Below are 17,589 nucleotides of genomic sequence, written 5' to 3' on the forward strand. Positions count from 1 at the left end.
GCAACCAACGAGAGGAACGACCCATGCGGCTCACACGCGTCACGCTCGGCTGCCTGGTGCTGGCCGGCCCTGCCCTCGCTCAATCAGTCGGCGAAAAGACCGGGGTGAATTCGGCGCTCGGCATTGCGCCGAGCACCGAGGACTTCGTCAAGCAGGTCGCCATCAGCGACATGTTCGAACTGCAATCGAGCCGGCTCGGCGAAGGGCAACACGCTGGAGAAGAGCTTCGCCGCGCAGATGGTCAAGGATCACACCAGGACTTCGACCGAGCTGAAGAGCATGGTCGAGAGCGGCAAGGTCAAGGTCCAACTGCCCGCCGCTGTCGACAACGCGCATCAGAGCAAGCTCGACAAGCTGAAGGCAGCGAGCGGCAAGGACTTCAGCTCGGATTTCGACGACATGCAGATCAGCGCCCACAAGGACGCGGTGTCGCTGTTCGAGCGCTATGCGAAGGGCGGCGACAATCCGGCGCTGAAGGACGGGGCCGGCAAGACCCTGCCGGCCCTGCAGCATCATCTCGACATGGCGCAGACCCTCGACAAGGGCAAGTGAGCGAATGATATGAGCGCCGGTCCGAGCCGGCGCTCATGATGTTGGAATGCAGTGCCGTGCAGTCCCGTCGTCACGCGGCGCGCACGGAGCCCAGGAAGCGCGCGACCTCGCGCTTCAGGCGGATGCTTTCGCCCGCCAGCGATTGGGCCGCATTCAGCACCTGCGCCGACGCCTGGCCGGTGGCGCTGGAGCCGCGCTGCACATCCGTGATGTTGGCCGAGACCTCCTGCGTGCCACGGGCCGCCTGTTGGATGCTGCGCGAGATCTCCTGCGTCGCCGCGCCCTGCTCTTCCACCGCGGATGCGATCGTCGAGGCGATCTCCGACATCTTCTCGATGGTTTCGCCGATATCGCGGATCGCGTTCACCGACTCCTGCGTGGCTGCCTGGATGCCGTTGATCTGCTGGCTGATCTCGTCGGTGGCCTTCGCGGTCTGCTCGGCCAGCGCCTTCACCTCGGAGGCCACGACGGCGAAGCCGCGCCCCGCCTCGCCTGCGCGTGCCGCCTCGATGGTGGCGTTGAGCGCCAGCAGGTTGGTCTGGCCGGCGATCGAGTTGATGAGCTCCACGACGTCGCCGATGCGGGCTGCGGCCTTGGCAAGCTTGCCGACACGATCGTTGGTACGCTGCGCCTGCTGCACGGCCTCATTGGCGACGCGCGCCGAATCCTGAACCTGGCGGCCGATCTCCGTCACCGACGATGACATTTCCTCCGTCGCTGATGCCACCGACTGCACGTTGGTCGAGGCCTCCTCGGACGCCGAAGCGACGGTGGTGGCGAGCCGCTCGGACTGCTCGGCCGTGGTCGTGAGCGTTCCTGCCGAACTCTCGAGCGCCGTCGATGCCGAGGACACGACATCGACGATCTCGCTGATGACGGCCTCGAACTCGCGGGTGATCGTATCCACCCGCTGTCCACGCTGGATCTTGGCCTCCGCCTCGCTCGCTGCGGCCCGGTCTGCCGCCTTCTTCGCCAGCAGTGCATCCTTGAACACCTGCAGCGAGGCGGCGAGCGTGCCGATCTCGTCCTGCCGATCGCTGGCCGGAACGACAACGTCGTCACGGCCAGCCGCGAGGTCGCCGACCACGCCGGTCAGCGCAGCCAGCGGCGCAATCACGCGACGGCGCAGCATGAAGGTCACGACGCCGAGCATGCCGAGCAGCGCGAGCACCGCGCCGCTGCCGATCCCGAACATCACCAGTGCATCGTCCCGCGCCGTCTCGGCGCGCGTCCGTGCCTCGGCCAGCGCATTGTCGCGAACGGTCAGGAATTTTCCGATCGGCGGCACGACGGTGCCGCCCAACTGCTCCGGTGACAGCGTGTAGCCGGCATTGCTGCGCGACGCCGCGATCTCCTTTTCGATCAGTCCCGCAGCGTTGTTGAAATACGCTTCGACCGCCTCCGACATCGCCTGCGCGACCTTCGGAGGATTGCCGAGTTGATCGATGCTCGACTCGATCCGTTCGCGATCGACCTCGATCCGGCCTTGCGCACGATCGATGTTGGAATACTCGGCCGGAGCCAGCGGACGCTTGGCGCCGAGCGCCGGGGCCAGCATCGCGGCGCGGCCGCCGGCCGTGATCCGCAGATCCTGCGTGATGCGCGCAATCGACAGCAGCGGCGTCAGCGATGCATCGGCGGTCGCGACGCGGTTCTCGAGGCGGTTGAGCAGCGGCTCGACCGATTTCAGCACGTCGGTCAAGCCGGGCAGGAATCCCTTCATCGCAGCCGGGTCGCGCGCATTCAGCGGCAATCTCACGGCGCGGTCGACCATCGTGCGCACGTCGGTGAGCTTTGCCTTGGCGGCGTTCAGTCCGTCGAAGATGGCTTGGCTGTCGGAGAGCGTCTCAACGGCCGCTTTCGCCTTGGCGAAGGCGGCGTCGGCCTGCTGCCCGGCCTTGTCGACGGCGTCCAGCTGCACAGGAGTGGCCGGAACGTCCTGGAACATCGGCGTGACGAACGGCGCCCGCAATCCCGCGACGGCCTGGCCTGCAAGGAGCACGGCAGCGAACGCGTCGACTGACTTGATCGCTTCGGTTCTGCTCGCGTAGGCGCGATAGTGAGATACCAGCACCTCGCCTCCGAGAACACAGGCAAGCGCCGTGACCGAGAGCATCGATACCGCAAAGAGCTGACCGACTCGCATCGTGCATTTCCAGTTGATTGTTTCGGTCAACTTAGGAAGCGCAGTCTAAGAGGCTATTAACTTGCGCAGGCACGCCGCCGAGGGCAAATCGTCGCGGCCGCACGTCGATTCCCGTATTTTCACGGGCCTCGACAGTGATTCATCATCGACTTTCATGAGAGTTCGACGACAGAAGCGCGCAGTGCAGGTCGGACTCGCGCGATGTCGCTCATGCTCCGACCATCGCGCGATGGCGAAATCATCACCGAGATTGCGGCAGCAGACCCACGCACATCGACAACGCGTTGGTTCCTTGCGCAGGTGCAGAAAGATCAGCGGTCAACGCGGTATCATGCTAACATAAGTTATTGAAGTCGCGCCGCTTGGAACCCCAATAAACTAATTCGGGGGAACCACTCTTTGAGTCATCTGGTCCGCAAGCTTGAGAATTTCGTCCGCCTTTCTGCGGCCGACCGCCTGATGCTCAACCGCGCTGCGGCTCAACGGGTAAGGACCTTCGCGCCACGCACCGACATCGCGCGCGAAGGCGAGAAGCCCAAGGACGTGCATCTGATCCTGAACGGCTGGGCCTGCCGCTACAAGCAGCTCGAGGACGGCCGCCGCCAGATCGTCTCGTTCTTCCTGCCCGGCGATATCTGTGATCTCAACATCTTCATCCTGCGCGAGATGGACCATTCGATCGGCACCATCACGCCGGTGTCGATCGCCGATCTGCCGCGCGAGTTCTTCGACGAGATCAGCGCCGGCTATCCGCGCATTGCAACGGCGTTCTGGTGGGAGACACTGGTCAACGCCGCAATCCAGCGCGAATGGACCATGAATCTCGGGCAACGCACGGCGTCCGAACGCATGGCTCACCTGTTGTGCGAACTGTTCTTCCGGCTACGCCTGGCGGGCCTGGCCGACGACAGCAGCTGCAGCTTCCCGCTCACTCAGGCCGATCTCGCCGAGGCGACAGGCCTGTCGAAGGTCCACGTCAACCGCACGCTGCAGGAACTGCGCGCCAGCAACCTGATCGTGCTCAAGGGCAAGATGCTGGTACTTCCGGACCTCGAGCGCTTGATGAGCGCCGGCCTGTTCAACGCGAATTACTTGCATTTGGACCGCGAAGGCCGTCAGCTCGATGCGAATGAGTGAGAGGTTCGGAGCGCTGGCGCTTGCGCTATGCTGACTGTCTCGGCACTCTGCCGGGGAAACGGCGATGGTCGAACAGCGCATGGTGGACGGACCCTTCGAGCAGGAGATCGTGCAGCGCCTCGGGCTGATGCCCAACCTGTTCAGGTCGGCGCCGTCTGCGCCTGAGGCGACCCGACAGCTCTGGCAGTTCGCCAAATGCGCCTATCTCGACACCCCGCTTCCGGCCCTTTTCAAGGAGCGGCTCGCCGTCCATCTGTCGCGCCTCAACCGTTCGCCTTATTGTCTGACCCGGCATTTCGGATTTCTGGTTGGATCTGGCAAGCCCGCGGGTGACTCGACGTCCCGCCCGGAGCCGATCGATCGGGCCCGTCACCTGCTCGCGCGGCCGCTCGCGGATCCCGCGCGCACCGCGGCGGCGCTCGACCGGCTCGAACTCATCCAGCCCCCGCTCGACATCCCGGAGCCGGGCAGCGACGGTGAGGCGGACCTGTTCGAGGCCGCGTCGGTGCTGTTCATGCAGCGTGCTGATTTCGACCGCTCGCGGCGCGCAATCCGACATGCCTTCGGCGACACCAGGTTCGATCTGCTGGCGGCCTTCCTCGCCTATCTGCGCACAGCCCATTTCTGGGCCGATGCACACCTGCTCGCGATCGATTCGGACGTGCTTGCCCTCGCACGGACCGATCCCGAGCTCGCCGTCTGCCTCGGCTGCAGCGAGCTGCCGGAGGCCGGGCCGTCCGCACGGCAGCCGCATTCGAACGGCAGCGATGCCAGCGACCATCGGCTGCGCCGCCTCCTCGAGATCGATTCGGTCGGCGTGCTGTTCTTCGATCATGCAGCCGGCACCCTGGTCGACGCCAACGAGGCCTTCTTGGCGATGACAGGCTATTCGCGTCAGGACATCGACAGCGGCCAGCTGACCTGGAAGAGCCTGACCCCCCCGGAATGGATGGGTACATCGAGCGACCAGATCGAGCTGCTGCGGCAGACCGGCCGGATCGGTCCCTATGAGAAGCAGTATTTTCGCAAGGACGGCGAACGCGCCTGGATGATGTTCGCCGGCCGTGACCTCGGCGACGGCACCCTGGTCGAGCTCGCGATGAACATCGACGACCGCAAGCGCACCGAGGCCGCGCTGCGCGACAGCGAGGCGCGTTTCCGCCAGTTCGGCGAAGCATCCTCCGACGTGGTGTGGATCCGCGATGCCGAGACCCTGCACTGGGAATATCTCAGCCCCGCATTCGAGACGATCTATGGCGTGCCGCGCACCGCTGTGCTCCGCGGCGACCATCTCGCATCGTGGACCGAGCTCATGCTGCCGGAGGACCGGCCCCGCGCCGTCGAGAGCCTCGAGCGCGCCCGGCGCGGCCAGCGCGACAGCCTGGATGTCCGTATCGTCACGCAGCCGGACGACGTCGCGCGCTGGCTGCGCATCCGTAGTTTTCCCATGGTCGACGAGCTGGGACGGGTGCAGCGCATCGGCGGCATCACCCAAGACATCACGGCGCTGGTCTCGGCCTCCGAGCACCAGAAGCTGCTGCTCGCCGAGCTGCAGCACCGCGTCCGCAACATGCTCGCCGTGATCCGCTCGATCATCCGCCGCACGGGCGACTCGAGCGACAGTGTCGAGGATTTCGCCAGTCACCTCGAAGGCCGCATCACGGCGCTGTCGCGCATCCAGGCGGTCGTCACGCGCGATCCCCTCGCCGGTTTCGATCTGGCGGAGCTGATCGCCGATGAGCTGCGCGCCGGAGCCGCGCGCGAGGACAGGCAATTCTCGCTGTCGGGCCCCCAGGTGCGGTTGAGGCCGAAGGCGGCCGAGAGCATCGGGCTTGCCATGCACGAGCTCGCGACCAATGCGCTGAAATACGGCGCGCTGACCGTGCCGCGGGGCTTCATCAGGATCGAATGGCGGCTCGATGAGCGCGACGCGGCCGACTGGCTGGTCATCGACTGGACCGAGACCGGCATGTCCGGCCGTCCGCTGGCTGCGCAGCGCCAGGGCTTTGGAACCGTGCTGCTGGAACAGATGCTGCCGTACGAGGTCGGTGCCCGCGTCGTCCGGCGCTTCGAGCCGAGCGGCCTCTGCTGCGAAATCCGGCTGCCCACCGGCGACATTCTCAAGCGTTGACGGGCCGATCGAAGCGTCGTTCCGCAGCACCGGTCGGTCACAATGGCCGAGGATCTCGCCGGCACGGCGAACCGCCGTCGGCATAGCCTTCGCGGTGCATTCGGGATATGCTCCGCGTGCGGCCTGAGGTGGAGGTCGCAGGGGTCGCGCAACCGCCATGCCTTCGCCTTGGTTTAGGCGGATATGACCAAGGGTCGATGAGATTGGGAATCAGCCGAGCGTCGACGCGACGGAACGATGATGGGACGTTCCTGAGCATGCGGCTCTGGCCAAGATGGATCACCGTGAACATGCAGACGCGTGGGCACGAGGGACAACCGGTATCCAGGTTCTGTGCTGATGCGGCTGGAGAGGCCGAACGTCTTGTGGCGCAGTCGTCATCCGACGTTGGTGTCACGAGGCGTCAGTACGATGCAGCGTGAGTACGCGAAGCGTTGGTGCACGAGGCGTTGGTAGGACGACGCATCGGAACAGAGCCGAGCGCCGCCTGCGAGGCGGACGACAACGGAGGACGGAGCGTCAATGCTTGCAACGACGACCAAAGACGGCGATCAGCAGCCTCATGCCGTGATCGATCCCGAGATCGTGCTGGCGGCCCGCGCCGATCGCACCGCCGCCGAAGCGGACAGGCGCAGCTCGCAACGGCCACCGGATGTACCCTCGCCGAAGATCGACCCTGACTACAGGACGCAGGCGACGAGCGACTTCGCGGTCACCGGAGAGCGCAGCACGTTCGCCACCTGGGCCGTGCGCACCATTCTGGCGGTGCTGTTCGCGGTCGGCAGCGCGGTCGCCGCAGCCGCCTGGCAGAGCTATGGAGACCAGGCCCAGGAGATGATCGCGCATTGGATGCCGCGGATCTCGCTGGCATCGAACACCGACAAGGATGCCGCGGCACAGCCGGCCGCGACCGCGCCCCAGCAGACGGCCGCAGAAGCGCCGGCTGAGGCGCAGGAGCACGCAACGAGCGCGGCTGGCGCGACCGCGTCGCAGGAGCAGGCGCAGTTGCTGCAATCGATGGCCCACGACCTGGCTGCCTTGAACCAGCAGATCGGCGAGCTGAAGACGAGCCTCGCACAGTTGAAGGCCGGGCAGGAGCAGATGGTCCGCGACATGGCGCGGGTCGCCGAGGCCAAGTCCAGCGACAGGCCCGCCGAGCGGCCGAGCGAGCGGACCGCGGAAGCACGGTCGTTCGATCCGCGCGCCATCGAGCAGACGATCCGGCCGCGCCCGGCCCCGCGCCCTGCGACGGCGGCCGTGACCCCGGCACAGCCCGGAGCAGCGGTGCCGCACCGGCCGCGCATGCCGCCGCCGGCTGCAGCTAACATGGTACCCCCGCCGCCCGCTCCGATGCCGCTGCCGTCGGCGCCGGTCGATCCGGACCAGCCCGTGGTGCGTCCGCCAATGCCGGTGCGCTGAGGGATCCGCACAGGCGCCCGTGCCGGTCCGCGCCGATTGGCGCGGGGGTGATCGATGCCGTCGATCCACTTGTCGCGACGCGGCTTTCCGAGCTAAGGAGCTGCGCCTGACAATGCGCATCCCGAGGGGTTCATGAGCCTGACCGATCCGACCATCCTGTCCGCCTCCGACCTCGCAGACCGCATCGCGATCCTGCGCGACAACATCCGCCAGATCACCGAGCAGGCCGCCTCGCAGTCGGGTGCCGCCGACGAGGAGCGCAACGCCGACCGCCTCGCGCAGCAGAGCGAGGAGCTCGACGTTCTGCTCAAGGAGCAGGAGCGGCGGCTGAACAAGTAGCCGGCGGCCCCTTCGATCAATTCGCGCGTGCTGCACTGCGCTCGTTGTTGCCCGGGCTTTGGCCACAGGCTAGCCTCACCGAAAACAAGCGGGAGGTAGCCAGAGGATGCGAAACGGTCTGCTCTACACGTCAACCCTTGCGACATTGACCATTGCGGCATTGCTGGCGGCCCTGACACCGGGCAGCGCCGAGCCACGCCACATGTATACGACCATGGTGCTGGAGGCGTTCGCCACCAAGGTCGAATGTCCCGGCGTCGACGTCGTCTATCAGGATCTGGTCCAGAAGGCGCAGGACATGAAGATGCCTGACGGCACGACCGAGAAGGTGCGCAAGGCGATCGCCTATATGCACACCGGCGGCAAGATGGGCGAGAAGCAGGACGACGATCTGATGGCGGAGGTCGCCGTCGCCACGCAGGCCATCGACATGGATCAGCGCCGCCTCGGCATGACGAACTGGTGCGAGGAGCAGAAGAAGACGCTGGCCGGCTTCATCCGTCCCAAGGGCTGAGCCGGGCTCGCGGCGCAGGCACAGCACAGCTCTCGCGGCGGCCAGGAACCAGGATGGCCGCTGCCGCTTGGCCGTAGCGGCTGCTGCGTAGCAGATGTCCAGCCCGGAGCGAGCCATGCGCATCGAAACCGCCTTCCTGTTCGACCTCGACGGCACGCTGGTCGACAGCGTCTACCAGCATGTGCTGGCCTGGAAGACGGCGCTGGATGCCGAGAGCATCGAGCTCTCGGTCTGGCGCATCCACCGCAAGATCGGGATGAGCGGCGGCCTGTTCACCAACCAGCTGCTGCGTGAGACCGGCTATGCCATCGAGCCCGAGCGGATCGAGCGGCTGCGGAAGGCGCATGCGGCGGCCTATCAGAAGCTCGGAGGCCAGGTCCGCCCCCTGCCCGGCGCCCGCGAGCTGCTCGGCTTCCTGACCGATGCCGGCATCCCCTGGGCGATCGCGACCAGCGGCAGAATGGAAACGGCGGCCGTCAATCTCGCCGCGCTCGGCGTCGATCCCAAGACCAGCGCCGTCGTGACCCGTGACGAGGTCCGCTACGCCAAGCCGGATCCCGATCTGTTTCTCGCCGCCGCCGCCCGCCTCGACATGCCGATCGAGCGCGCGGTCGTGGTCGGCGACAGCATCTGGGATATGCTTGCCGCAACCCGCTGCCGGGCGCTCGGCGTCGGCCTGTTGAGCGGCGGCTACGGCTCAGAGGAATTGCGCCAGTCCGGCGCCATCCGAGTCTACGAGGACCCGGCCGACCTGCTCGACCACATCGACGAGGTCGGCGGCCGGCGCTAACTCCCGCCAGTCAACTCTGCGGGCCCGACAGCGAGATGTCGCGTTCGGCGCGGAACACGTTGGCGTAGAGGTTTGCGATCCACTGGCGCCCGGTCGAGGTCATGTTGAGATAGCGGATCTCGGTCTGGATGTGCGGCGCGACGCTGTTCCAATAGAACTGCGGATAGCGGTTGACGATGTCGGCCGGCGACTCATAGCCGAGCTGCCGGTTGATGCCGACCTCCTCGAACTCGTGATACAGCGCGTTGGCCTTGCGGATGTAGTTGGGGTCGCCGAGCTGTCCGATCAGGTCGGCGGCGCGCACGATCGACTGCTCTTCGTCGAAGTGCTGGCCGGCGAGCGGCGGAAAGCGCGTGCCTTCGATGGCGCGGGCGATGCGGTCCTTGTCCAGCGGCGCCATGCCTTCGATGCGGTTGATCACGTACAGTTTCGAGCGGTCGACGTGATACGGCATCAGGCTGGCATCGGAGGAGCCGCGCGGCAGGCAGATCTTGCGGCCGCCGCGATCGACGACGAAGCCGTTGACATCGTCTTCCCTGAACAGGCCGCGGACATAGCCGATGTCGTGAAGCAGGCAGGCCAGGATGACGTGGACGTAGTCGTCCGCCGTCATGTGGCTGTGCAGCGCACGGCCGCGCAGGATCTCGTGGCCGGCCAGCGTCACCAGCAAGGTGTGCTCGACGTTGTGATACAGCGCATCGCTGTTGCCGATGCATTCCAGCGCAATGCGCGCAGCCGCCGGAAGCATCTCCGTCAACTGGGTATGAGACGATCCGAAACGGCGTCGCATATAGGAGCTGAGGAAACGCTCCAACGCCGCTGCCGCGAGCTCCGGTAAGGTCATCATCGCCGCTGCCCTGCCTCAGACAGCCCTAACACAACGTCAAAAGACATAACGCCCGAAAACACAATCACGATAACGCGGCTCGTGGAACGACTGAGACGTCACGATACGGCTCGGGGCGGCCAGCTTCGCACGGACACGCACGAGATCGGCACCCCCGGGGCGTCGAGCACCTTGGCCGACGAGCATAGCCCAGGTTGCGGATATCGGCCACACCCGGACGAGCGCACACCGGAAAACTGCGGGCCGAGCGGCTGAACCTGAGCAGCTCACGTTCACTCGCCGCGGCCCGTTCCCCTCGCAGGACGAAGCGAGCGGAGATCGTCGTGCGGCCCGCCGGACTAGCGTCCCCGGACCGGCAGCGGGGGCCGCGGCGGTCGCGTCTCACCGCGATAATCCCGTCGCCGCGCAGCAGGACGACGGGCCGGCGCGGCTGCCGGCGCATCGACCGACTGCAGATAGGTGCTCAAGGCCGACGCGGCGTCGTCGCTGCTGGTGTAGTGCTTCTGCAGGAACAAATAGAGCGTCAGGCGGAAGCGTCCCTTGGCGAGCCCACGTGCCGAGCGATGACAGGTGGCGCAGCTGTCCGCGAACAGCCGCGCGCCGGATTTACCGGCATCGAGATTTTCCGCCCGTGCACCGCTGATGACAATCAGCAGCAGCAGCACGGCCGATCCAACAAGCCCCAGCTGCGCTCCGGCGCGCCTGCGCTCAGGCGACATCAGCCTGCGGGCTTTCCTCGGCCTGCGCACCCAGCGCATCGAGATCGACCAGCGCCGGATCGTCGGGCATCGGCTCGCTCTGCTGCTGTCCGCCGCCATGGACGTGCATCAGCGTCTGCACCCGGCGCGCGTTGAGATAGTCGACGTGCTGATGCGCCAGCGCCAGCGGCAGCAGGGCCTTGGGCAGCGCGGTCATGGTAAAGGCGGCGACGCGCTTCACCTCCTCGCCCTCACGCCAGGTCAGCGGGCTCAGCGTATAGATCATCTGGCGGTCGGTCTCGGGCGCCGGCAGTTGCCGCATCTCGGGCGGCGCCAGCAGGGCCACGTTGATGTTGCCGGCCCGCGTGCGGCTCGCGGCCGCGCGCAGCTCCCAGCAGATCAGCTCCGCGGCGGACATCACCTCGCGCCGGATGTCGTCGACATCGGACGCGAAGCGGCTGGCCTCGCTCAACGCCGCGCGGCCGCGCGTCACCGCATCGACGAGCGCCGCCGCACCGATCTCGAAGCGCGGAACCGCCTGCTCGATCGCGGTGGCGACGGCCTCGATGTCGTTGGCAGCGCGGTCGCGGTCGCGCTGCGCCACCGCGTCGGCGAAGGCGCGTTCGGCCAGGATGATCTGCTCATCGCATTCGGCGACTGCTGCGCGCAGCGCCTTGGCCTTCTGCTCGACGGCCTGCATCTTGGATTCGGCGCGATCGAGCTGCCCGTTGCTGGCGCCGGCCTTGGCGAGCCGCTCCGCGGCGACCTTCTTCTCGTCCAGCGCCGCCTCGGCGACGCGGAGACGATCCGTCAGCCGCTGCCGCGCGGCCTGCTTGTCCTTCAGCGCACGCTCGAAGATCTCGACGGGGCTCAGCTCACGCTTGAAGAAGACCATGGCAATAATCCCTGGACGGCGGGCGCGCCGGCAAACGTTGGTCGGCGAATCCACCGCCGAATCATGTTGCCCGATTCTTGCGTGGAAAATGGGTCGGAAACCAGGATGAGATGCGGCACACGTTTCCCTTGACGGAACGTATCCACCGCCGGCTGCTGCGGACCAGAGTCGGTCGATCCGGCGGAACGCGCGGCAATATTCGGTAAAATGGAATCCGATGTCAGCTCTGGTGCGGGCCGCGCATCATCCGCATCGCATCCGAGATGTGGCGCCATTCGCGGGCCTCCTCGGCCTCGCCGCTGGCTTCGCATTGCTGCGCCTTCTGCGCAGCCTGCGCGACGGCCGAGGCGCCGTGCATCTCGAGCATCTGCCGGGCGATCGCGTGGATCTGGACTTCAGACATCATGTCGAGCTCCTGTCGCCGGATCGAATAACTCAAGTCAACTTTCTCCACACCGATGCGTTCCGTGAGATGGATCACTGCGGGCCCGGTTCCCCAGGCTTAGACTTCTCCCCGTAATTTACCTTACGTGATCAATCCGATTTCGCGTGCGCCGCCACGCTGTTACTCCTGGCTGAGATTCGCCGGATGGCGATTGAGGAGACGGACATGACGCAGGTCTTCTTCCACTGCTCCAATCCCGAGGAGTTTCTCGTCGATCGGCGTGGAACCGCGGTCGTCGATCTCGCCGAGGCCTGCGATCACGCCGAGCGCGTCATGCATTCGCTGATTTCCTCCGAAAGCGACGAGGATTGGCGCGACTGGGTACTCCACATTTCCGATGATCTCGGCGAGGAAATCATCGCCATGCCGTTCACGTCGGTGCTCGGCGCGATGCATTGAACGACGCTGCGCGCCATGCCGCGGCGCTGAGACATTGTGTCCGCATTAGGGTTACCGGTTCCCTGACAGGTTCCACTCCTCGCATTCTTCTCGCCACATTTGTCCGCCATTTCGGCGCTGTTGCGACGGAGGGGACATCTCATGACCAGACTGCTGGCGACCGCGGCCTTGGCGCTGACACTGACGGCATCGGCGGCGATGGCCGACGAGCACCGCGGCGGCGATGCCGCGCTGGGCGCCTTGTCGGGCGCCGTCGTGTTCGGACCGGTTGGAGCGGTTGCCGGCGCCGTTGTCGGCTACACGGCAGGTCCCTCGATCGCGCGCTCCTGGGGCTTCCGCCGCTCGCGCGCGGCGCGGTCACAGCAGGTCCGGCGTCCGGTCAGGGACAGCCAGGCTGCGATGACCGAGTCTCAGCAGCAACCGCAGGCCGCGCCGCGCAGCGCACCATCGCCTGCACGGACCATCGCTGTCGCACCGCCGGCACCACGCGGTCCGGTGGCGCCGCCGGTGCAGACACTCGAGTAGCTGACTAATCAGTAGCCGCGGGCGCGATCGACGACGTTCAGCAACGGCTCGCCGCGCAGCAGCCGCCGGGCATTCTCCGCGACCTGCTGCGCGATCACCTCCCAGGATGCGATCGCCGCCATGTGCGGCGTCACCAGCACGCCCGGCTCGCGCCACAGCGCATGGTCCGCGGGCAACGGCTCATGCGCGAAGACATCGAGCACGGCGCCGCGCAGATGGCCGCTGCGCAGCAGCGCGACCAGATCCTCCGTCACCAGGTGCTCGCCGCGGCTGCACAGGATCAGCGCGGCGCCCTTGGGCAGCCGGCCCAGACGCTCGGCATCGAGCAGCCCCACGGTCGAGGCCGTCAGCGGCAGCAGCGAGACCAGGATCTCCGTCTCGCCCAGGAAGTCGTCGAGCGCAGCGGCGCCGCAATGGGTCCGGACGCCGGCGAGCGCCTTGGGCGAGCGCGACCACGCGCTCACCGCAAAGCCCAGCTCGACCAGACGGGTCGCGGCCGCGGAGCCGAGCTCGCCGAGCCCGAGAATGCCGACCCGACGGTCCCTGGCGGCACGCTGCTCGTAGCGCCGCCACACGCCGTTCCGCGCGTTGCCGACGGCGCGATCGAAATCGCGGTGGAAATACAGCGTCCCCCACAGCACGAACTCGGTCATGGCCGCCGAGATGTCGGGATCGACGATCCGGCACAGCGGCACATCCGGCACGGTGGAATCGGACAGGATATTGTCGACGCCGGCCGCGATCGAATGCATCAGCTTCAGCTTCGGCATCGCCGCCAGCGCACCGGGCTCCGGCTTCCAGCACACGGCAAGCTCGGCGTCGCGCGCCGCGGCTTCCGGCCATGACGCGACGGTCACGCCCGGCAGCTCGCGCGCGAGCAGCGCCCGCATCGGATCCATCAGCCCGGGACGGCTGAGAAGCGCGACCGTGATCATGCCGGCCGCAGCCCGCACCATTGCGCGACGAACATCGCGATCGACAGCGTGGTCTTGCGCACGCTGTCGAGATCGACGCGCTCGTCGAACGCGTGCGGACCGATACCATAGGGACCGTAGCACAGCGCGGGAATGCCGTAGTCGACCTGATAGTAGCGGGTGTCGTTGACCGCCGTGGACAGCCGCACGTCTAGCGGCTGCTCGAACACGCGCGCATGCACGTCGGCGAGCGCGGCCTCCGCGGCGCTGCCGGGCTCGCACACGGCGGGATCGGCCTGGAAGCCGCTCCACACCAGCTCGACCGGATTCTCCGACAGGAAGCTGTCTGCGGCCTGCGCTATGGCGAGACATTGCTCGATGCCGGCCATGGCCTGCGCCGGCGTCTCGCCGGGCAGCACGCCGAGCCGGCAATCGAGGTCGCACCACGCCGGCGTCGAGCTGGCCCAGTCGCCGCCCTTGATGATGCCGACGTTGAACTTGATCGGATCCTTGACCGCGGCGAACCACGCGTTCGACTTGGCGCGCGCGTTGATCTCCCGGGTGTGCTCCTGAAACGCGCGGATCAGGTGCATCGCCGACAGGATCGCATTGGTGCCGGTCTCGGCGTAGGCGACGTGCACCGGCGTGCCGCGCACGCGCAAGCGAAACCAGATCGCGCCGACCTGGGCGCGGGTCAGCGTGTGGCCGGTCGGCTCCGGGATCAGGCAAGCATCAGCCGTGTAGCCGCGCAAAAGAGTCGAGAGCGCGCCGTTGCCGGTGCTCTCCTCCTCGGTCACCGTCTCCAGGTGAATGCGTCCGTCCGGCACGAAGCCGGCCGCCTTGATCGCATCGAGCGCGAAGATCATCGCGGAGACGCCGGCCTTCATGTCCTGGGCGCCGCGCCCGATCATCCAGCCGTCGCGCACGATCGCCTCATAGGGCGGGTCGTTCCAGAGATCGGTCGGCCCTTCCGGCACGACGTCGACGTGGCCCTGCAGGATCAGGCTCCGGCCCTTGCCCGCTCCGTCGAGCGTCGCCACCACCTGCTGCGAGCCGTCGAGTGCGATGCCGTCCATCGGCGCCGCCTTGGGATGGCGCATCAGGTCGACATCGCCCAGGCTGAAGCGGTCGACCTGATAGCCGCGGCTCGCGAGCTCGCGCGCCAGCCAGTCCTGCACCGGCGCTTCCTCGCCGCGCAGGCTGCGGAACTGCACGAGCTGCTGCAGGAAGGCGACCTGCTTGGCGAAGTTGGCATCGACGGCGGCGGCGAGCCGCTCCATCACGTCATTCGGCACAGCCGCCGTAGCTTCAGTCACGTTGCAAACCTCCAGCCTTCCCGTTCACCTCGGCCGCACGTCAGGCGGCCAGGCATTTCTCCAGGATCGCGAGCCCTTCGTCCACGATCTCGTCCGATGCCGTCAGCGGCACCAGGATGCGAATGGTGCTCGCGGTGACGCCGCACGACAACAGGATCAGGCCGTTCTCGTGCGCCACGCGCGTCACGCGCTTGGTCATTTCCGCATCCGGCTCGTCGCTGCCGCGCTGCTTCAGGATATCGAATGCAACCATTGCGCCAGGACCGCGCGGACCGGAAACCGGAACCAGCGTGTTGGCGCGCGAGAAGCGCGCGATCGCCGCGCGCAGCCGCTCGCCGATCGCATTGGCGCGGTCGAGCAGCTTCTCCTGCTCGAACACGTCGAGCACGGCGAGCGCCGCCGCGCAGGCCAGCGGATTGCCGCCATAGGTGCCGCCGAGGCCGCCCGGCTCGGCGGCGTCCATGATCGCGGCACGTCCGATCACGCCGGACAGCGGCATGCCGCCGGCGAGACTCTTGGCGACGCAGATCAGGTCCGGCTGCACGTCGTAGTGCTCCATCGCGAACATCTTGCCGGTGCGGCCGAAGCCGGTCTGCACCTCGTCGGCGATCAGCACGATGCCATGGCTGTCGCAGATCCGGCGCAGGCCCCGCATCAGCTCCGGCGGCGCCTGGTGGAAACCGCCCTCGCCCTGCACGGGCTCGATGATGATGGCCGCGACCTGCGAGGCGTCGATGTCGGCCTTGAAGATGAAGTTGATGTAGGACAGCGTGTCCTCGACCGTCACGTTGCTGCCGGCGATCGGAAACGGCGCGTGCCAGACGCCGGGCAGCGGCGGCCCGAAATGCTTCTTGTACGGCATCACCTTGCCGGTCATCGCATTGGCGAGCGCGGTACGGCCGTGGAAGGCGCCGGTGAAGGCGATAATGCCGCTGCGGCCGGTGGCGGCGCGTGCGATCTTGATGGCGTTCTCGGTCGCCTCCGCGCCGGTCGTCAGCAGGATCGACTTGGCCGGCCCCGAAATCGGCGCCAGCGCGTTGAGCCGCTCGCTCAGCCGCACATAGGGCTCGTATTGCAGCACCTGGAAGCAGGTGTGGGTGAAGCGGTCGAGCTGTGCCCGGATCGCGGCAACGACATGCGGATGGCAGTGGCCGGTGTTGAGCACCGCGATGCCGCCGGCGAAGTCGACGTAGCGCTTGCCCTCGACGTCCCACACTTCGCTGTTGAGGGCGCGGTCGGCAAACAGCGGCGTCGCATAGCTCACGCCCCGGACGACGGCCTCATGACGTCGCGCCAGCAGTTCTTCGTTCGCAGCAAAATTCGCAACCATGGCTCAACTCCTCGTCGGAAAATCGAGCAGAAGGCTAAGCCGCGAGCCGTCGCGATCAATCAGCTTGTTCCTGACGACAGGTGCCTGCAATGCACCAGACCCAGCAGGATGAGCGCGCAGCTACGCGGCGAGCACATTCTTCAGCCACGCCCGCAGCGCCACGATCGCGGGCTCGTCCCAGCGCTCCCGGAGCGCGACGAGCTGATAGGCTCCCATGTGGAGTGCCGATGGGATCACCTCGACCAGCGCACCGCTGCGCAGATCATCGGCGACCAGCACCTCGTTGGCGAGCGCGACGCCCTGGCCGAAGCGGGCGGCTTCAATGGCGAGATGCGCGTGCCACAGCCGCTGCCCGCGCAACGTGACCGGCTCGCGATACCCCGCCAGCTCGAACCATTGCTCCCATTGCGCGGTGGACTCCTCGTGGATCAGCGAGGCCCTGGCGAGGCCCGGGAGTGTCGCGATCGCCGGAAACCTTGCCAGATAGGCCGGGCTTGCGACCGGGAATACGCGTGGGCGCACCAGCTCCTCGGCGACCACGCCGCCGCTCCGGTCGATCGCTTCGGCATAGACGATCTCCGCATCCGCCTCGCCGCGCTGCAGGTCGGGGTGCGCCAGCGTCGGCTGCAGATTGATGTCCCAGTTGCGTGGCGGGCCGCTCAGCTCGGGCAGCCGCGCCAGCAGGCGGCGATTGGCGAGGCCCGGAATGCACCAGATGTTCAGGGTCGGACGCGCCACGGGCCGCACCGACATCGTCGCGCGGGCGATGATGTCGAAGGCCTGGCTGACCTCGGCATGGAACTGACGTCCGGCATCGGTCAGCGCGAGGCCCCGTCCCTCGGCGCGCACCAGCGCCACGCCCAGGCTGCGCTGCAGATTCTGCAGATGGCGCGAGACCACGGTGTGGCTGACCGCGAGCTCGTCGCCGGCGGCGCGCACGCTGCCCTTGCGGCCGACGGCCTCGAAGGCACGCAGCGCGATCAGGGAGGGCAACCGGGGTCTCGTCATGCTCGCACAGTTCTCAGCCTGCGCGGTCTCCCTCCCCGCCCTGAAGCGGAACCGCCACGATCCGTCGGTCGCGCGGCTGATGTCGGGAGCGCCGGCGGCGATGCCGGCGTCCGTTGACCGCACAGGACGCTCCGGGCGGAGCACCCGCATCGCGGATCACGAGGGCGCTTTCGCGCGTCATGCC

Annotated in this window: 17 protein-coding genes and 1 pseudogene; 9 read left to right on the forward strand and 9 right to left on the reverse strand. The window is 67.2% G+C overall.

What is annotated here, in order from left to right; translation table 11 throughout:
• Positions 1-23: 23 nt before the first annotated feature.
• Positions 24-552: pseudogene (locus tag ACQR1F_RS05830) on the forward strand (DUF4142 domain-containing protein).
• 70 nt (positions 553-622) lie between these two features.
• Here the strand turns inward: ACQR1F_RS05830 and ACQR1F_RS05835 are convergent.
• Entirely contained in the window at positions 623-2,698 is a 2,076-nt protein-coding gene (locus tag ACQR1F_RS05835) for a methyl-accepting chemotaxis protein (protein ID WP_434912665.1), read from the reverse strand.
• Between the two features lie 399 nt (positions 2,699-3,097).
• Here ACQR1F_RS05835 and ACQR1F_RS05840 point away from each other — a divergent pair, with 399 nt between their 5' ends.
• The 6 genes from ACQR1F_RS05840 (at position 3,098) to ACQR1F_RS05865 (ending at position 9,028) form a co-directional block, all read left to right on the forward strand.
• Positions 3,098-3,835: a Crp/Fnr family transcriptional regulator gene (locus ACQR1F_RS05840; RefSeq protein WP_315712288.1), complete on the forward strand. Its 738-nt coding sequence runs from the start codon at positions 3,098-3,100 to the stop codon at positions 3,833-3,835.
• A gap of 64 nt (positions 3,836-3,899) precedes the next feature.
• Positions 3,900-5,966 carry a PAS domain S-box protein gene (locus tag ACQR1F_RS05845; RefSeq protein ID WP_434839446.1) on the forward strand — a complete coding sequence of 689 codons (2,067 nt, stop codon included), beginning with the start codon at positions 3,900-3,902 and terminating at the stop codon, positions 5,964-5,966.
• Between the two features lie 522 nt (positions 5,967-6,488).
• Positions 6,489-7,385 carry a hypothetical protein gene (locus ACQR1F_RS05850; RefSeq protein ID WP_434895200.1) on the forward strand — a complete coding sequence of 299 codons (897 nt, stop codon included), beginning with the start codon at positions 6,489-6,491 and terminating at the stop codon, positions 7,383-7,385.
• Positions 7,386-7,517: 132 nt separating this feature from the next.
• Positions 7,518-7,724 (forward strand): hypothetical protein, encoded by a 207-nt coding sequence (locus tag ACQR1F_RS05855; protein ID WP_315800212.1) that lies wholly within the window; start codon positions 7,518-7,520, stop codon positions 7,722-7,724.
• Between the two features lie 106 nt (positions 7,725-7,830).
• Positions 7,831-8,238: a hypothetical protein gene (locus tag ACQR1F_RS05860; RefSeq protein ID WP_315800213.1), complete on the forward strand. Its 408-nt coding sequence runs from the start codon at positions 7,831-7,833 to the stop codon at positions 8,236-8,238.
• Positions 8,239-8,353: 115 nt separating this feature from the next.
• Positions 8,354-9,028 (forward strand): HAD family hydrolase, encoded by a 675-nt coding sequence (locus ACQR1F_RS05865; protein WP_316215676.1) that lies wholly within the window; start codon positions 8,354-8,356, stop codon positions 9,026-9,028.
• 10 nt (positions 9,029-9,038) lie between these two features.
• Here the strand turns inward: ACQR1F_RS05865 and ACQR1F_RS05870 are convergent, their stop codons facing one another.
• The 4 genes from ACQR1F_RS05870 to ACQR1F_RS05885 all read right to left on the reverse strand — a co-directional run bounded on the left by ACQR1F_RS05870 (position 9,039) and on the right by ACQR1F_RS05885 (position 11,871).
• On the reverse strand, positions 9,039-9,875 hold the full coding sequence (locus tag ACQR1F_RS05870; RefSeq protein WP_315800215.1) for an HD domain-containing protein: 837 nt from the start codon (positions 9,873-9,875) through the stop codon (positions 9,039-9,041).
• A gap of 338 nt (positions 9,876-10,213) precedes the next feature.
• Complete coding sequence (locus ACQR1F_RS05875; RefSeq protein ID WP_434912666.1) at positions 10,214-10,594, reverse strand: cytochrome C; 381 nt, start codon at positions 10,592-10,594, stop codon at positions 10,214-10,216.
• Positions 10,584-11,468 carry a hypothetical protein gene (locus ACQR1F_RS05880; RefSeq protein ID WP_316215675.1) on the reverse strand — a complete coding sequence of 295 codons (885 nt, stop codon included), beginning with the start codon at positions 11,466-11,468 and terminating at the stop codon, positions 10,584-10,586. Before ACQR1F_RS05880 ends, ACQR1F_RS05875 begins: the two co-directional genes overlap by 11 nt.
• A 220-nt stretch (positions 11,469-11,688) precedes the next feature.
• The gene (locus tag ACQR1F_RS05885; RefSeq protein ID WP_315741166.1) at positions 11,689-11,871 is read right to left on the reverse strand and encodes a hypothetical protein; all 183 of its coding nucleotides are present in this window, start codon (positions 11,869-11,871) and stop codon (positions 11,689-11,691) included.
• Between the two features lie 207 nt (positions 11,872-12,078).
• Between ACQR1F_RS05885 and ACQR1F_RS05890 the strand changes: the two genes are divergently transcribed.
• Together ACQR1F_RS05890 and ACQR1F_RS05895 are read left to right on the forward strand one after the other, a co-directional pair.
• Positions 12,079-12,312: a DUF6894 family protein gene (locus ACQR1F_RS05890; protein ID WP_315800218.1), complete on the forward strand. Its 234-nt coding sequence runs from the start codon at positions 12,079-12,081 to the stop codon at positions 12,310-12,312.
• A gap of 141 nt (positions 12,313-12,453) precedes the next feature.
• Positions 12,454-12,837, forward strand: a complete 384-nt coding sequence (locus ACQR1F_RS05895; RefSeq protein ID WP_316215674.1) for a hypothetical protein — start codon at positions 12,454-12,456, stop codon at positions 12,835-12,837.
• A gap of 8 nt (positions 12,838-12,845) precedes the next feature.
• On the opposite strand, the gene ACQR1F_RS05900 is transcribed toward ACQR1F_RS05895, so the two are convergent.
• The 4 genes from ACQR1F_RS05900 to ACQR1F_RS05915 form a co-directional block, all read right to left on the reverse strand.
• Positions 12,846-13,772, reverse strand: a complete 927-nt coding sequence (locus ACQR1F_RS05900; protein WP_434912720.1) for a 2-hydroxyacid dehydrogenase — start codon at positions 13,770-13,772, stop codon at positions 12,846-12,848.
• The gene (locus ACQR1F_RS05905; protein WP_434912667.1) at positions 13,769-15,067 is read right to left on the reverse strand and encodes an ArgE/DapE family deacylase; all 1,299 of its coding nucleotides are present in this window, start codon (positions 15,065-15,067) and stop codon (positions 13,769-13,771) included. The genes ACQR1F_RS05900 and ACQR1F_RS05905 overlap by 4 nt, the downstream gene beginning before the upstream one ends.
• 40 nt (positions 15,068-15,107) lie before the next feature.
• A complete protein-coding gene (gene gabT, locus ACQR1F_RS05910) occupies positions 15,108-16,397 on the reverse strand; it encodes a 4-aminobutyrate--2-oxoglutarate transaminase (protein WP_434912668.1) in 1,290 nt (429 codons plus the stop codon).
• Between the two features lie 120 nt (positions 16,398-16,517).
• On the reverse strand, positions 16,518-17,405 hold the full coding sequence (locus ACQR1F_RS05915; RefSeq protein WP_434912669.1) for a LysR substrate-binding domain-containing protein: 888 nt from the start codon (positions 17,403-17,405) through the stop codon (positions 16,518-16,520).
• Positions 17,406-17,589: the final 184 nt, after the last annotated feature.

This window comes from Bradyrhizobium sp. HKCCYLS3013 (assembly GCF_051167615.1).
Taxonomy (GTDB): domain Bacteria; phylum Pseudomonadota; class Alphaproteobacteria; order Rhizobiales; family Xanthobacteraceae; genus Bradyrhizobium.